This window comes from Kitasatospora sp. NPDC058965 (assembly GCF_042741245.1).
In the GTDB taxonomy this organism is placed as follows: Bacteria; Actinomycetota; Actinomycetes; order Streptomycetales; family Streptomycetaceae; genus Kitasatospora.
The window spans coordinates 1-14,419 of sequence record NZ_JBHYKG010000222.1; the positions used below are offsets into that span (position 1 = coordinate 1).

A 14,419-nucleotide genomic window follows, 5' to 3' on the forward strand; every position below is an offset into this window, starting at 1 on the left:
GACGGACCGTCAGTCCGTCCGGCCCGGGGCCGCACCGGTGGGCCGGCGAGCGGTCCTCAGGCCGTGGTCCACTGCTGGTTGGGCTTGCCGGTGCCGCAGGTCCACTGGATGACCGGGGTGCCGGCGGTCTGCGAGTTGCCGGTGACGTCCAGGCACTTGCCGCTGTTCACCGAGACCAGCTGGTCGGCGCCGGTCCCGGCCACGGGGACGAGCTGCCACTGCTGGTTGGGCTTGCCGGTGCCGCAGGTCCACTGGATGACCTGGGCGCCGTCGGTGGTGGAGCCGCCGGTGACGTCCAGGCACTTGCCGCTGTTGACGGACACCAGCTGGTAGGTGCCGGCGGCGACCGGGACGAGCTGCCACTGCTGGTTGGGCTTGCCCGCGCCGCAGGTCCACTGGACGAGCTGGGCGCCGTCGGTGGTGGAGGAGCCGGTGACGTCCAGGCACATCCCGCTGTTGACGTTGACCAGGCTGTTGACGGCCGGGCCGGCCAGCGCGGTGACGGCGAGGTTGGCGAAGTCGGCGTTCTGGAAGCCGCCGACGCCCAGGCCCAGCTGTCCCACCTGGTGGCTGTAGTCGGTCACCGAGGCGACTTGGACGTGGTCCACCGAGGCGGTGATCGTCGGGCCCTGCATGGCCAGTTGCAGGTTGTGCCAGCTGCCCGGGCCGGCGCCGGTGTAGCTGCCGGCGGCCAGGGTGGTGTCGGCGCCGGAGGTGTTCTCGGTGAACAGGGTCCAGCTGCCGCCGGTGGTGATCTGCAGGTGGTAGGCGGCGTGGTCGTGGTCGATGTGGTCGAGGCGGCCCAGCAGTTCGGCCGAACCGGACTGCTCCAGCTGCACGTCCACGCCCGCCCGGTAGTTGGTCCAGTTCGGGTCGCCGACCAGCGTGAGCGGGGTGTAGCCCATGTCGGTGTGCCACGGGATGGGTGCGGTGGTGAGGACCTGGCGCGCGCAGGTGGTGGTGCCGGCGCCGGTCGGGCAGGGGGCGGTCTCGAAGGCGCCCGCCCAGTCGTGGAAGTACGGGACGGGGGCGCCGGTCGTGGCGGTGCTGAGGTCGGCCGTGTACGGCAGCGGGAAGGCGCTGCGGGCCGGCGGCACGGCGGTGCCCTTGCCCTGGCCGGTGGTGGTCGTCACGGTGTAGAGGTAGCCCGGCTGGACGGTGAGCGAGTACGCGCCGTTCTGCGGGGTGATGTCCTGGGTGTGCAGGAACCACTGACTCGGGTCGGTCGACGCCATGTTGGTCGCCCAGACGTGTACCGTGCCGGTGGACAGGCCGCCGGTCACGGTGAGGTTGAGGGTGGTCGGGGCGGTGGCGTCGGTGGTCTCGATGACGGTGCTGTAGTCCTGGCCGGACTTGAGCGTCACGTAACTTCCGCTGTGCGGGTCGCCGTTGGTGCCGGTCCCGGGCAGGTAGCCGCCGGCGGTGTCGAGGTACTGCCAGCCGGGCCGGGTGAACTGGGTGGTGTGCGCCATGGCCCAGATGTCGCGGTCGACCGAGTAGGCGCCCGACCAGGGCTGGTCCGCCGTCATCATGCCGGAGCCGTAGTAGGGCAGGTGGGCCGGCCAGGAACTGGTCAGCGCCCACTTGATGTCGGCGGTGATCTTCCCGTCCAGGTACTCCCGGTTCAGGTTGCGGGCCAGTGCCGACGGGTTCGCGCCCTCGCTGTCGTTGTCGTCCTCGGACTGCCACAGCGGCTTGTTCAGGCCCAGGGCCGCGCCGGGGACCGGGCAGCCGGTGTACTCCGGGGTGGAGTGCCAGCAGACGCCGTGGGAGCCCCACACCGCGACGGCCTTGTTGAAGGCCGGGTCGGTGGCGAGGTCGGTGGCGACCGTGCCGCTCGCGTCGTCGGTGTCGGCCGCCACCAGCTTGGTGCCGGAGTGGCCGTTCGCGTCGAGGGAGCTGCGCAGGTTCTCGAACCAGGTCTTGTTGTAGCCGACCTCGTTCCAGCCGCCGAGGTAGCCGATGGTCAGCCCGTGGCCCTGGGCGCAGCCGAGCCAGTTGTTCAGGTAGGTGATGTTGTCCTGCGACCACATCCCGCCGTTGAACCAGCCGGGACCGGCCCACTCGAGTCCGTAGAACGTGATCGCGGGGTTGCGCTGCTGGGCCTGCTCCATCAGCCACCACTCGTAGCCGCGGTTGCAGTCGAGGTCGGTGCGGCTGCGCATGTGGCTGGGCTCGGGGCCGTCGCTGGAGTTGGCGTCGGCGCCGATCTCCACCTTCAGTATCTGCAGGTCGGCGCCGTAGCCGGGCTTGAAGAGGTAGTCCAGGATCTGCGAGCGCTGTGGTTCCGGGTAGTCGACGAGCAGCCGCGAGGTCGCGCCGCCGCCGCTGATCGCGCCCATGCCGTCGAACGTCCGGCCGGTGGCGGTGCCGTCGATCGTCACCGCCTGGGTGGCCGTGGTGGTGGAGGCGGCGGCCGGTGCGGCGGCGGGCAGGACCGCGCTCGCGAGGGCGAGTGCGAGACCCGCCGCGCCGGTGGCTGCGCGGCGTAGCGAGCGGGGGAGATGTCGCATGGGAGCCTTCCTGTCGAGGAAGAGGGGTGGGTGGGGAGCCCGATCACCGAGGAGCGGGCGGTCGTGGGGGGAGCGGCGGGTCAGGCGGGCAGGCCGACGGCGCGGTCGCGGTTGCGGCGCTGCTGGATCACCACCGCGGCGACCAGCAGGGTGCCCTGGGCGACGTTCTGCCAGAAGGCGTTGATGCCCTGCACGGTGAGGCCGTTCTGGAGGGCGCCGAGCAGGGCGACGGCCAGCAGGGTGCCGCCGATGCCGCCCTTGCCGCCCTTGAGTGCGCAGCCGCCGAGTGCGGCGGCGGTGATCGACTGCAGCTCCAGGCCCTCGCTGCCGGAGACCGGTTGGCCCGAGCCGGTGCGCGCGGTGAGCAGGACGCCGGCCACGGCGGCGACGGTGCCGGACAGCACGTAGGCCGAGATCAGGTACTTGTTGAGGTTGATGCCGGCCAGCCGGGCGGCGGTGTCGTTGCCGCCGATGGCGTAGACGTTGCGGCCGATGTCGGTGTACTTCAGCAGCACGTGGACGGCGGCGGCCACCAGAACGAGGATCCACACCATGGTCGGAACCCCGGCCACCCGGCCCCGGCTCAGGAAGACGAACACCGGGTCGTTGAGCACGTATCCCTGCGCCCGGCCGCCGGAGACCAGCTGGGCCACGCCCTTGTAGGCGGCCAGGCCCGCGAGGGTGGCGATGGTGGGGTTGACCCGGCCGTAGATGATCACCGCCCCGTTGAACAGGCCGACGCCCGCGCCGACCAGCAGGGCCGCGCCGACGCCGGCGAAGGCGTTGGCACCGGAGGCGGTGAACGCCATCGCGCTGACCACCGAGGCCAGGCCGGCCTGCGAGCCGACGGAGATGTCCAGGCCGCCGCAGATGATCACCACGGTCTGCACCACGGCGAGCAGCCCGGCGATGGTGGCGGCCTCCCCGATCACCTCGATGTTGTCGAGACTGAGGAAGTTGGGGTTGAGCGAGCCGAACAGGGCCAGCACCAGCGCCAGCGCGCCGAGCAGGCTGAGGTTCTGTCCGCCGACCGAGCCGAGCACGGAGCCGAGCACGGTGCGCGGGCGGCGGGCCCGGCGGTCGGCCGCGGGCCGGGCCGGCGGGAGCGCGGGCGTGGTGGCGGGGGTGGTGCTCATGGGGTGGCTCCGGTCGCGTGGTCGGGCTCGGTACGGGCGGGGAGGGCGAGGTCGTCGGCCATCGCGAGGGCGAGGACGGCCTCCTCGGAGGCCTGGTCGCGGCCGAGTTCCCCGGTGATGCGGCCGTTCTGCAGGACGAGGACCCGGTCGGCGAGGCCGAGGACCTCGGGCAGCTCGGAGGAGATCACCAGGACGGCGACGCCGTCGCGGGCGAGGTCGGCGATGATCCGGTAGATCTCGGCCTTGGCGCCGACGTCGACCCCGCGGGTGGGTTCGTCCAGGATCAGCAGCTCGGGCCGGCGGGCCAGCCAGCGGGCGAGCACCACCTTCTGCTGGTTGCCGCCGGACAGCGTGCGCACCTCGGACTCGATCGAGGGGGCGCGCACCCGCAGCCGGTCGGCGTAGTGCTGGGCGAGCTCCTTCTCCGCACGGCGCCTGACGAAGCGTCGGCGGCGCAGCCGGTCGAGGCTGACCAGCGAGGTGTTGTCGCGGATGGTGCGGTGCAGGAAGAGCGCCTGGGCCTTGCGCTCCTCGGGGGCCAGGCCGATGCCGGCCCGGATCGCCCGGCGCGGATCGTCCAGCCGGAGCCGTCGGCCGCCGAGGCTGACCGTGCCGGAGCGGATCGGGGTGTCGCCCGCGAGGGCGAGGGCCAGTTCGGAGCGTCCGGCACCGACCAGCCCGGCCAGGGCGACGACCTCGCCCGCGTGGACGGTGAGCGACACGTCGTGGACGTCGTCGGTGCAGAGCCGGTCCACCTGGAGCACCACCCGGTCGGTGGCGACGTTCTGGCGCACGAACACGTCCGACAGGTCGCGGCCGACCATCAGGCGGACCAGGTCGCTCTCGGTGGTCCCGGCGGCCGCCACCACACCGGCCGGCCGGCCGTCGCGCAGCACCGCGATCCGGTCGGCGAGCCGGAAGACCTCCCGCATCCGGTGCGAGACGTAGACGACGGCGATGCCCTGCTCGCGCAGCCGTCCGATCAGGTCGAAGAGGGCCTCGGCCTCGCGCTCGGAGAGCGAGGAGGTGGGTTCGTCGAAGGCGATGACGCGCGGTGGGGTGTCGCCGGTGAGGGCCCGCAGGATCTCGACCAGTTGGCGCTGGGCAGCGGTGAGTTCGGAGCCGAGCAGGTCGGGGTGGAGCACCTCGGCGAAGCCCAACCTGTCCAGGTCCGCCTCGATCCGGCGGCGCAGCTCGGCCCGGTCCAGTCGGCGCCCGGCCCGGCGCGGCAGCGAGCCGGCGTAGACGTTCTCGGCCACCGACACGTGCGGGACGATCTCCGGCTCCTGGGGGATGATCCGGATCCCGGCGCGGCGGGCGTCGATCGGCGAGCCGAGGTCGAGGACCCGGCCGTCGAGTAGGATCCGGCCCTCGCTGGGGCGGTGGTCCCCGGTCAGGATGCGCAGCAGGGTGGACTTGCCGGCGCCGTTCTCGCCCATCAGGGCGGTGACCTGCCCCGACGGGAAGTGCAGGTCGACGCCGTCCAGCGCCCGGACGGCCCCGAAGCGCTTGCCGATGTTCTCGGCGGTGAGGCCGGGCGCCGCGGTGGGGCCGGATCCGGGGACCGGGCCGGGCGGGACGGCGGGTGATCGACTGGGTGCGGTCATCGGGGCCTCACAGGGTGATGCGGTGCGGTGCTGGTGGGGCGGGTGGTCGGGCCGGTGCGGCGGCGTGGGGTGCGGGAGCCGCACCGGCCCTGACTGGGGGTCAGCCGCAGTGGACGCCCGCGGACTGCCAGGTGGTGGCGTCGACCATGGTGGTGGGGGCGAAGGCCTCGGCGGGGAAGTCCTTGCCGTTCTTGAGCTTGTCGTACATGGTCTGGACGGCCAGGGCGCCGACGTCGCTGCCGTTGATGAACAGCGCGGCCTTCATGCCGGAGGGCTGGCCGGCGGACCAGTCCTTGCAGGCGAGGTAGGCGCCGAGGCCGACGCCGTCGATGTCGGCGGGGCTGACGCCGGCGTTCTGCAGGGCGGTGACGGCGCCCTGGACGTTCTCGTCGTTGCAGCCCCAGACCACCCAGTGCTTGACGCCCGGGTTGGCGGTGATGGTGGCCGCGACCTTGTCCTGCGCGCCGGTGGGGGTGTTGTCGGTGGGCACGTCCAGGGTCTTCACCTGGCCGGCGGCGTCGAAGAACGCCTCGCCGGCGGCCTTGACCCGGTCGCCGCAGACCGTGACGTCCTGCTTCCAGGCGGAGATGATCCGGGTGTCGGCCGCGGTCCAGCCGGCCTTCTTGAACTCCTCGGCGGCGCGCTTGCCGACCTCGGTGCCCATCTGTTCGCCGGAGAAGCCGATCCGCGGCACCAGGTTCTGCTTGGCGCAGGCGGCCGGGTCGGTGCCGTTGGTGCAGATCTGGTCGTCGGAGGTGAGCAGCGCGACCTTGGCGTCCTTGGCGGTCTGCACGACCTGCGGACCCACGGCCGGGTCCGGCACCACGACGATCAGGCCGTTGCTCTTCTGCGCGATCGCGGACTGGACCTCGCTGACCGTCTTGTTGGCGTCGCTGCCGAGGTCGACCACCTTCAGGTCGACGCCCAGCTGCTGGGCCTTGGCCTTGGCACCGGCGGCCTCGCCGATGAAGTACTCCTGGTCGCCCTGCTTCTGCAGGTAGGTCAGCGAGATGTGCCCGCCGACCGGGGCGACCTGGCCGCTGCCGCCGGTCTGACCGGCGGAGCAGGCGGTGAGCCCGAGGACGGTGGACAGGGCCACCGCGGCAGCGGGCAGCAGGGGGGTGCGGAACGGGAACACGGGCGACTCCAGGGAGGGCGGGTGAGACGACCGGCTGGAACAGAACCGATCAGATGTCATCACCTTCAAACGCGATGCCACCACAGCAAATCCGCCGGTCCGCCGTCCCGTCAAGCGGTCGAAGCATTCGATTCCGGGTCGATATTGCTTTGTTACCGCCGACTCGCGACTACCTACGGAAATGACTACCCAGGAAATCGCATTTCATTTCGTAGGTAGTCGTGGGCCCGGCGGTGCGGATGCTTTTGTGTGCAGAGGCCGAGTCGTCGAAGTCGCTGCATGTGCGCTGGTAGTGGCTGTTACGGTTCGCCCGGAGAGCCGGTCGGACCGGCCTGCGCGGTGGCTCGGGCTGCTATTCCGGTCGGCCGGGACAAGGGTCGCCGGGGCGGTCTGGCGACTGTGCCGGCAGGGTGCGGCGGCGTGCTCGGAAAGCCGCGCTCGGGCTGCATCGGCGGAATTCCCGGTGCGGCCATTGACCCGGCGGTTCGGCTGTCACCATACTGTTCGACTCTGGTCGCCTCTGTTGCTTTGTGATGGATCGCGGCCCTCCACCCAGTCATCCGGAAGAGGTGTGCGGTACGCCGCTTCCGGGTTCGGACGAAAGGCATCCCCCCATGCACGGGCCCCTCCGTGTCCTGGCCCTCCCCGGACGCTCGCTCAGAAAGGCGGCACTGGCCGCCTCGGTCCTGCTGCTCGGTGCGCTGTCCGCCGGACCGCTCGCCACCCCCGCCGGCGCCGCTGCTGCCGCCACCACCTCCCCTGCCACCGCCACCTCCATCACCGTCGACGGCAGCGCGTCCGGCCGGGTCTTCGACGGCGTGGGCGCCGCCAGCGGCGGCGGCGGCAACTCCCGCCTGCTGATCGACTATCCGGAGCCGCAGCGCAGCCAACTGCTGGACTACCTGTTCAAGCCCGGCTACGGCGCCTCGCTCCAGTCGCTGAAGATCGAGATCGGCGGTGACACCAACTCCACCGACGGCGCGGAGCCGAGCTACCAGCACACCAAGGGCACGGTCGACTGCAACCAGGGCTACGAGTGGTGGCTGGCCGAGCAGGCCAAGGCCCGCAACCCCAACATCAAGCTCTACGGCCTCGCCTGGGGCGCACCGGGCTGGGTCGGCGTGAACGACCCCGCCAACCCGACGCCGGGTCAGCCGTACTTCTGGTCCCAGGACATGATCGACTACCTGGTCGGCTGGTTCGGCTGCGCCGCCCAGCACCACCTGCCGATCGACTACATCGGCGGCTGGAACGAGCGCGAGTACAACGCCACCTGGTACAAGAACTTCAAGGCCGCGCTGGTCGCCAGCGGTCACGGCGGGACCAAGGTCGTCGCCGCCGACAGCTACGACTGGAACCTCGCCTCGGACATGGCCGCCGATCCGCAGCTGAACGCCGCGATCGACGTCGTCGGCATGCACTACCCCTGCGGCTACCTCGGCGCGATGAGCACCTGCAACAGCACGCCGGCCGCGCAGGCGCTCGGCAAGCCGATCTGGGCCAGCGAGAGCGGCTCGCAGGACCTCAACACCGGTGCCCAGGCCGTGGCGCGCGCGATCAACCGCGACTACATCGACGGCAAGATGACCTCGTACATGAACTGGCCGGTGATCGCGGCGCTGTACCAGAACCTCTACTTCTCCACCGACGGCCTCTCGCTGGCCTCGCAGCCCTGGTCGGGCAACTACTCGCTCGGCAAGACCCTGTGGGTCACGGCGCACACCACCCAGTTCACCCAGCCCGGCTGGCAGTACCTGGACACGGCCGGCGGCTACCTCGGCGGCAACCGCGCCAACGGCAGCTACGTGTCGCTGAAGTCGCCGAACAACAGCGACTACAGCACGGTCATCGAGACCATGGACGCCACCGCCGCGCAGACCGCCACCTTCACCGTGGCCGGCGGCCTGTCGACCGGTCAGGTCCACGTCTGGGCGACCAACCTCAACTCGGCCAACGCCGCCGACTACTTCGTCCACACCCAGGACGTCACGCCGGTGGCCGGCTCCTACACGCTGACGCTGCAGCCCGGTTACGTCTACACCGTGAGCACCACCACCGGCCAGGGCAAGGGCACCGCGACCCCGCCGGCCGCCGCGCCGCTGAACCTGCCGTACTCCGACAGCTTCGACACCCCGGCCGCGTCCACCTCGCCGAAGTACTTCTCCGACATGAACGGCGCCTTCCAGACCACCGGTTGCGGCGGCGGCCGCAGCGGCAGCTGCCTGCGCCAGATGGCCCCCGCCGCGCCGATCCACTGGACCGACGAGCCGAACAAGGCGCCCTACACCATCGTGGGCGACACCAGCTGGGTCGATTACACGGCCGCCGCCGACACCCTGTTCGAGCAGCCCGGCGCCACCGAGGTGCTCGGCCGGGTCAACCAGCAGGGCCGCAACGACAACGGCCTGAACGCCTACCACCTGCGGCTCAGCGACACCGGTGCCTGGTCGATCCTGAAGAGCGACCTGAACTGGAACTTCACCACCCTGGCCAGCGGCACCGTCACCGCGCCCGGCCTGAACACCTGGCACCACCTGGCCCTGACCATGCAGGGCCCGACGCTGACCGCCGCGATCGACGGGACGACCGTCGGCTCGGTCAACGACTACTCGTACACCTCCGGCATGTCCGGTCTGGCGCTGACCGGCTACCAGACCCAGCAGTTCGACAACTTCGCCCTCACCCCGGGCACCGGGGGCAGCTCCTTCACCGGGACGGTCCCCTCCGGCGTCGGCGGCAAGTGCCTGGACGACTTCGCCAACTCCGCCGCCGACGGCAGCAAGGCCATCATCTGGAGCTGCAACTCCGGTGACCCGGCCCAGAGCTGGACCTGGACCAACGGCCAGCTGCAGCACGGCGGCAAGTGCCTGGACGTGACCGGCCAGGGCACCACCAACGGCACCCTGGTCGACCTGTGGACCTGCAACGGCGGCGACAACCAGCAGTGGAGCCCGCAGCCCGACGGCACCCTGAAGGGCCTCCAGTCCGGCCTCTGCCTCGACGACCCCGCGGCCAGCACCACCGACGGCACCCAGGTGATCATCTGGACCTGCACCGGCAGCGCCAACCAGAAGTGGACCCTGCCGTAGCCCCGGAGCGCGCAGCTCCGACGCCGCGGTGAACACCGGCGGCCCTCGCCCCCGGCGTGGGCCGCCGGTCCGGTGCGGGGCCGGCACGGGACGGGGTGGCGCCGCACCGGCCGCGGGAGCCGGACCGCCAGAATGGCGGCATGGAACACCACGTGACGACTCCTCGACAGATCGCCGACGACTACGTGGCCCGGGTCGCCGCCCACGATCCCGTCACCGCCGCGTACCTGGGCCTGGCGCCGGGCGACGACCGGATGCCCGACCTGTCGCCGGACGGGGTCGAGGAGCAGGCCGGACTCGCGCGGGCGGCGCTGGCCCGGCTCGACGCCCTCCCCGCACCGGGACGCGAGGCGGATCCGGCCGAGCTCACCTGCGCCCAGCTGCTGCGGGAGCGGCTGACGGCCGAGCTGCTGGTGCACGAGGCCGGCGAGGACTTCCGGGCCGTGCGCAACCTGCACGCGCCGGTGCACCAGCTGCGGGCCGTCCTCACCCTGATGCCCACCGCCACCGACGAGGACTGGGCCCCGGTCCTCGGCCGGCTGCGGAACCTGCCCGCCGCGCTGGACGGCTACCGGGCCACGCTGACCGAGGGCATCCACCGCGGACTGCTCGCCGCGCCCCGGCAGGCCGAGGTGCTCGCCGCCCAGCTCACCGCCTGGACCGGCGAGGCCGACGGCACCCCGGGCTGGTTCGCCGAGTTCGTCGCCCCCGCGCCGCAGCGGCTGCGGCCCGAGCTGGACGCGGCCGCCGGCGCGGCGACCGCCGCCGTGGCCGGGTTCCGCGACTGGCTGCGCGACGGCTACCGGTCCGCCGCCGAGGGCACCCCGGACGCCGTCGGCCGCGAGCGCTACCAGCTCCTCGCCCGCCAGTACACCGGCGCCGACCTGGACCTGGACGAGGCGTACGGCTGGGCCTGGGAGGAGTTCCACCGGGTCTGGGCGGAGCTGCGCGCGGAGGCCGAGCGGGTGCTGCCGGACGCCGGCGTCCAGCAGGCCCGGGCCCACCTGGACGCGCACGGGCACACCGTGCAGGGCGCCGAGCGGATGCGCGGGTGGCTGCAGCAGGTCACCGAGGAGGCGATCGAGGCGCTGGACGGGCCGCACTTCGACATCACCGGCCCGCTGCGCCGGGTCGAGACCAGGATCGCCCCGACCGGCAGCGCCGCCGCCCCGCACTACCGCGGCCCGAGCCTGGACTTCAGCCGTCCCGGCTGCACGTACCTGCCGCTGGCGAACGGTGACGCCGAGGAGCGGTTCCGCACCTGGCGCCTGGTCAGCACCTGGTACCACGAGGGCGTCCCGGGCCACCACCTGCAGCTCGCCTCCTGGACCGCCGCGGCCGGCCAGCTGTCCCGCTACCAGGTCACCCTCGGCAAGATCAGCGCCAACGTGGAGGGCTGGGCCCTCTACGCCGAGCGCCTGATGGACGAACTCGGCTTCCTCACCGACCCGGCACGCCGGCTCGGCTACCTCGGCAAGCAGATGATGCGGATCGTCCGAGTCGTCATCGACATCGGCATGCACCTGGAGAGCGTCATCCCGACCGCCTCCCCCTTCCACCCGGGCGAGCGCTGGACCCCGCAGCTGGCCACCGCCTTCATGGCCGAGTACGCCGGCACCGCGCCCGCCGTCCTCGACAGCGAGATCGTCCGCTACCTCGGCCGCCCCGGCCAGGCCATCGGCTACAAGCTCGGCGAACGCGCCTGGCTGGCCGGCCGCGAGGCCGCCCGCCGCCGCCGGGGCGCCGACTTCGACCTCAAGCGCTGGCACATGGCGGCGCTGCGCCAGGGCTCGCTGGGACTGGACGACCTGGAATCGGCCCTGACGGTGCTGTGACGGCCGCGCGGCGGGGCCGGTGACGCCGTGCGGGCGGGCGGCCGGGAGCTCCCCCGTGGTCTACCCGCCGCCGGAATACCGCGCGGCGCCCCGGTACTGGAAGAATCACGCCCACTGCTGGGGGCGAGACGTCAGGGGGAGGCACGGGGTGGAAGCGCTGCAGGACGGTGACCCGCGCAAGGTGGGTCCCTACCTCCTGACGGCCCGTCTGGGCAGCGGGGGAATGGGTCAGGTGTTCCTCGGGCGCTCGCCGGGCGGCAGGCCGGTCGCGGTCAAGACGATCCGCTCGGACGTGGCGCAGGATCCCGACTTCCGGCGCCGCTTCGCCCACGAGGTTCGCGCCGCCCGCCAGGTGGGCGGGTTCTACACCGCCCAGGTCGTCGATGCGGATCCTGACGCGACCCCACCGTGGATGGCCACGGCCTATGTTGACGGGCCGTCACTGGCCCAGGCCGTCGAGGGGCACGGACCACTGCGGGAGGACGGGCTGCGGCTGCTGGGCGCAGGCCTGGCCGAGGGGCTGACCGCGATCCACCGCTGCGGCCTGGTCCACCGCGACCTCAAGCCCGGCAACGTGATCGTCGCCGACGACGGCCCCCGCCTGATCGACTTCGGTATCGCCCGTGCCCTGGACGCCACCACCAGCACCGCCGTGATCGGAACGCCCGGCTTCATGTCTCCCGAGCAGGTGCGCGGACAGCGGGTCGGCCCCGCGAGCGACGTGTTCTGTCTGGGCGCTCTCCTCGCCTACGCGGCCACCGGATCCGGGCCCTTCGGTGCCGGCCGCCCCGACGTCGTCCTCTACCGGATCGTCCATGAACCGCCGGAACTCACCGGCCTCGCCCACCTGCCTCCCGACCTCGTCGCCCTGATCTCCGCCTGCCTCGCCAAGGACCACACCGCCCGGCCCTCGCTCGCCACGGTCCTCGACCACGTGGCCGCCCCCACCGTTCCGTTCGGCACCCCGAGCCATGGACTGGCGCTCGGCGACCACGGTCTGGTCCCCGCCGACCCGCAGATGCGGGCCGATCGTCGGCTCGTACTCGCCCACCTGTACGGCCGGACCGCTCACGAGGAACAGTCCTGGACGTTCGACCAGGGCGCCCTCAAGCTCGCCGTCGACCGGTTGAAGCACGGCGACCGCAGCTGGATCGTCGCCCAGACCACCGCGCCGATCTGGCGCCAGGACCTCAGGGACTTCGTCGGGATGATGCTGGCCGACCGCCCGGCGACCGTCCAGGCCGGCCGGCACTACCCGCCGCCGAGTCGACCGGTGGCAGGGGCCGAGGCGCCCACCGTGCGGGTGGAGCTGCCGCCGCGAGCCGCCGCCGGCCCGACACGATTCGTCCTGCGCTTCGCCGCGGGCTCGCACAAGGGAATGATCCGGGACGGGAACGAGGACTCCGGCTACGCAGGCCCGCGGCTGCTGGCCGTGGCCGACGGTACGGGCGGCGCCGAGGCCGGTGAGGTCGCGTCCTCCGAGGTGGTTGCCTCGATCGTCGGACTGGACGAGGACGTGCCGGGTGCCGACCCACTGACCCTGCTGGGCGACGCCGTCCGCGGTGCCAACGACCGGCTTCGCTGGTTGGCCCAGGAGAACCCCCAGCTGGAAGGCATGGGCTGCAGCCTCACCGCGCTGCTGTGGACCGGCGAGCGGATGGGCCTGGTGCACGTCGGCGACTCGCGGGCCTACCTGCTGCGCGACGGTACGCTGACCCAGATCACCCACGACCACACCTGGCTGCAGCGCATGGTCGACGAAGGCCGGATCACACCCGAGTTGGCCGCGAGCTACCCGGGCCGCTCGCCGCTGCTGCGGGTCCTGGACGGTCGCAGCCCGGTCGAGCCGGACCTGTCGATCCGCGAGGTGCGCCCCGGCGACCGCTACCTGGTCTGCTCCGACGGCCTCTCCGGCCCGGTCGGCCACCAGGTCCTCGAGGAGATGCTCGGCAGCTACTACTCGCCGGAGGACACCGTGGGGGAGCTGATCCGGCTCGCACTGCGTGGTGGGGGGCCGGACAACATCACCTGCATCGTTGCGGACGTCCTCGACCTCGGCCGGGCCACGTGGGACCACCCGTTCAGTGACGTTCCGCTGGTGGTCGGTGCGGTCGCCGGCGCCCCGCCACGGCGCTGAACAGCTCGATCAGGGCGGCTGCCCGCTCCGGGCCGGCAGCTGCGGACCCGTGACACCGGATCACCAGATCGGTTCGCCGCACTCCCGGGCTCCGTGCGGTCCGCCCGTCGCCTACCGTTCGCCCTGCTCGACCCGGGCTGCGGCAGCCCGGCCCGCCGTCGGCACGGGGCGTAGTCTGAGGAGGAGGGCCTGTGGACACCCGGCCCGGTGCCCCCCAGCTCGCGGTCCCGCGCGCGAGCGCCGGTCGGAGCCGCGTGGCCTTCGGAGGAGGCCGTCATGGCTGACACGGTGAACCGCGCCGACGTCGAGGCGGACATCAAGGAGACGCTGGGCCTGGTCCCGCACTTCTTCCAGCGGATCCCGACCGAGCTGCTGGGCCCCGAGTGGGAGATCTTCAAGCGGATCGAACTCGGCGAGACGCTGATCCCCAACAAGTACAAGGAACTGATCGGCGTCGGCCTGCACGCCGAGACGAAGTGCCGCTTCTGCAGCCTGTTCCACACCGAGGCGGCGAAACTGTTCGGTGCCACGGACGAGGAGATCCAGGAGGCCGTGCACTACGCGAAGGCGAGCCTGGGGTGGAGCGCCTACATCAACGGGATGCAGGAGGACTACGACCAGTTCGCCGCCGAGCTGCAGCAGGTCGTCGAGTACGCGAAGTCCAAGGGCTGACCGGTGGAGCTGGAGAGGCTCCGCCCGACGGTGCTGCGCGGCACGTTCCACATCTACGAGCTGTCCGCGCTGGTGGCGGCGGCCCGCTACGTCGTGGAGTCGGCCCCGCCCGACGTCCCGGCCGAATCACTGGACCTGCTCGGACAGGTGCTGGCCGACTACGACCAGCAGCTGCGCGCCCTGCCGAGCGCGGCCGCCCCGGCGGCGGGCAGTGTCGCCGGACCCGAGCGGGGCGCCTGACGCATCGCCAGCCCCGTCGCGCGGCGCGGCGGGCCGCCCGCCCGGCACGACC

General features: G+C 72.3%; 8 protein-coding genes and 2 pseudogenes. 6 read left to right on the forward strand and 4 right to left on the reverse strand.

Annotated elements, in window-relative coordinates; translation table 11 throughout:
• Positions 1-56: 56 nt before the first annotated feature.
• The 4 genes from ACFW1A_RS28670 to ACFW1A_RS28685 form a co-directional block, all read right to left on the reverse strand.
• Positions 57-2,513, reverse strand: coding sequence for an RICIN domain-containing protein (locus tag ACFW1A_RS28670; protein ID WP_380413624.1), 2,457 nt, complete (start codon positions 2,511-2,513; stop codon positions 57-59).
• Between the two features lie 80 nt (positions 2,514-2,593).
• On the reverse strand, positions 2,594-3,649 hold the full coding sequence (locus tag ACFW1A_RS28675) for an ABC transporter permease (RefSeq protein ID WP_380413626.1): 1,056 nt from the start codon (positions 3,647-3,649) through the stop codon (positions 2,594-2,596).
• A complete protein-coding gene (locus ACFW1A_RS28680) occupies positions 3,646-5,256 on the reverse strand; it encodes a sugar ABC transporter ATP-binding protein (RefSeq protein WP_380413628.1) in 1,611 nt (536 codons plus the stop codon). The genes ACFW1A_RS28675 and ACFW1A_RS28680 overlap by 4 nt, the downstream gene beginning before the upstream one ends.
• 100 nt (positions 5,257-5,356) lie before the next feature.
• Entirely contained in the window at positions 5,357-6,394 is a 1,038-nt protein-coding gene (locus tag ACFW1A_RS28685) for a substrate-binding domain-containing protein (protein ID WP_380413631.1), read from the reverse strand.
• Positions 6,395-7,008: 614 nt separating this feature from the next.
• Between ACFW1A_RS28685 and ACFW1A_RS28690 the strand changes: the two genes are divergently transcribed.
• From ACFW1A_RS28690 to ACFW1A_RS28715, 6 genes and pseudogenes are all read left to right on the forward strand, one after another.
• Positions 7,009-9,483, forward strand: a complete 2,475-nt coding sequence (locus tag ACFW1A_RS28690) for a ricin-type beta-trefoil lectin domain protein (protein WP_380413634.1) — start codon at positions 7,009-7,011, stop codon at positions 9,481-9,483.
• Between the two features lie 140 nt (positions 9,484-9,623).
• Complete coding sequence (locus tag ACFW1A_RS28695; RefSeq protein ID WP_380413637.1) at positions 9,624-11,318, forward strand: DUF885 domain-containing protein; 1,695 nt, start codon at positions 9,624-9,626, stop codon at positions 11,316-11,318.
• A gap of 181 nt (positions 11,319-11,499) precedes the next feature.
• Positions 11,500-12,240: pseudogene (locus ACFW1A_RS28700) on the forward strand (serine/threonine-protein kinase); the annotation flags it as partial.
• 456 nt (positions 12,241-12,696) lie between these two features.
• A pseudogene (locus ACFW1A_RS28705) lies at positions 12,697-13,434 on the forward strand (PP2C family protein-serine/threonine phosphatase); the annotation flags it as partial.
• A 297-nt stretch (positions 13,435-13,731) separates the two neighbouring features.
• Complete coding sequence (locus tag ACFW1A_RS28710; RefSeq protein WP_380413640.1) at positions 13,732-14,127, forward strand: carboxymuconolactone decarboxylase family protein; 396 nt, start codon at positions 13,732-13,734, stop codon at positions 14,125-14,127.
• A gap of 3 nt (positions 14,128-14,130) precedes the next feature.
• On the forward strand, positions 14,131-14,367 hold the full coding sequence (locus tag ACFW1A_RS28715) for a hypothetical protein (protein WP_380413642.1): 237 nt from the start codon (positions 14,131-14,133) through the stop codon (positions 14,365-14,367).
• Positions 14,368-14,419: the final 52 nt, after the last annotated feature.

Coding starts and splice junctions, on each gene's coding strand:
- ACFW1A_RS28670 (WP_380413624.1), bottom strand. CDS start 2,513: ATGCGACATCTCCCCCGCTCGCTACGCCGCGCAGCCACCGGCGCGGCG.
- ACFW1A_RS28675 (WP_380413626.1), bottom strand. CDS start 3,649: ATGAGCACCACCCCCGCCACCACGCCCGCGCTCCCGCCGGCCCGGCCC.
- ACFW1A_RS28680 (WP_380413628.1), bottom strand. CDS start 5,256: ATGACCGCACCCAGTCGATCACCCGCCGTCCCGCCCGGCCCGGTCCCC.
- ACFW1A_RS28690 (WP_380413634.1), top strand. CDS start 7,009: ATGCACGGGCCCCTCCGTGTCCTGGCCCTCCCCGGACGCTCGCTCAGA.
- ACFW1A_RS28695 (WP_380413637.1), top strand. CDS start 9,624: ATGGAACACCACGTGACGACTCCTCGACAGATCGCCGACGACTACGTG.
- ACFW1A_RS28710 (WP_380413640.1), top strand. CDS start 13,732: ATGGCTGACACGGTGAACCGCGCCGACGTCGAGGCGGACATCAAGGAG.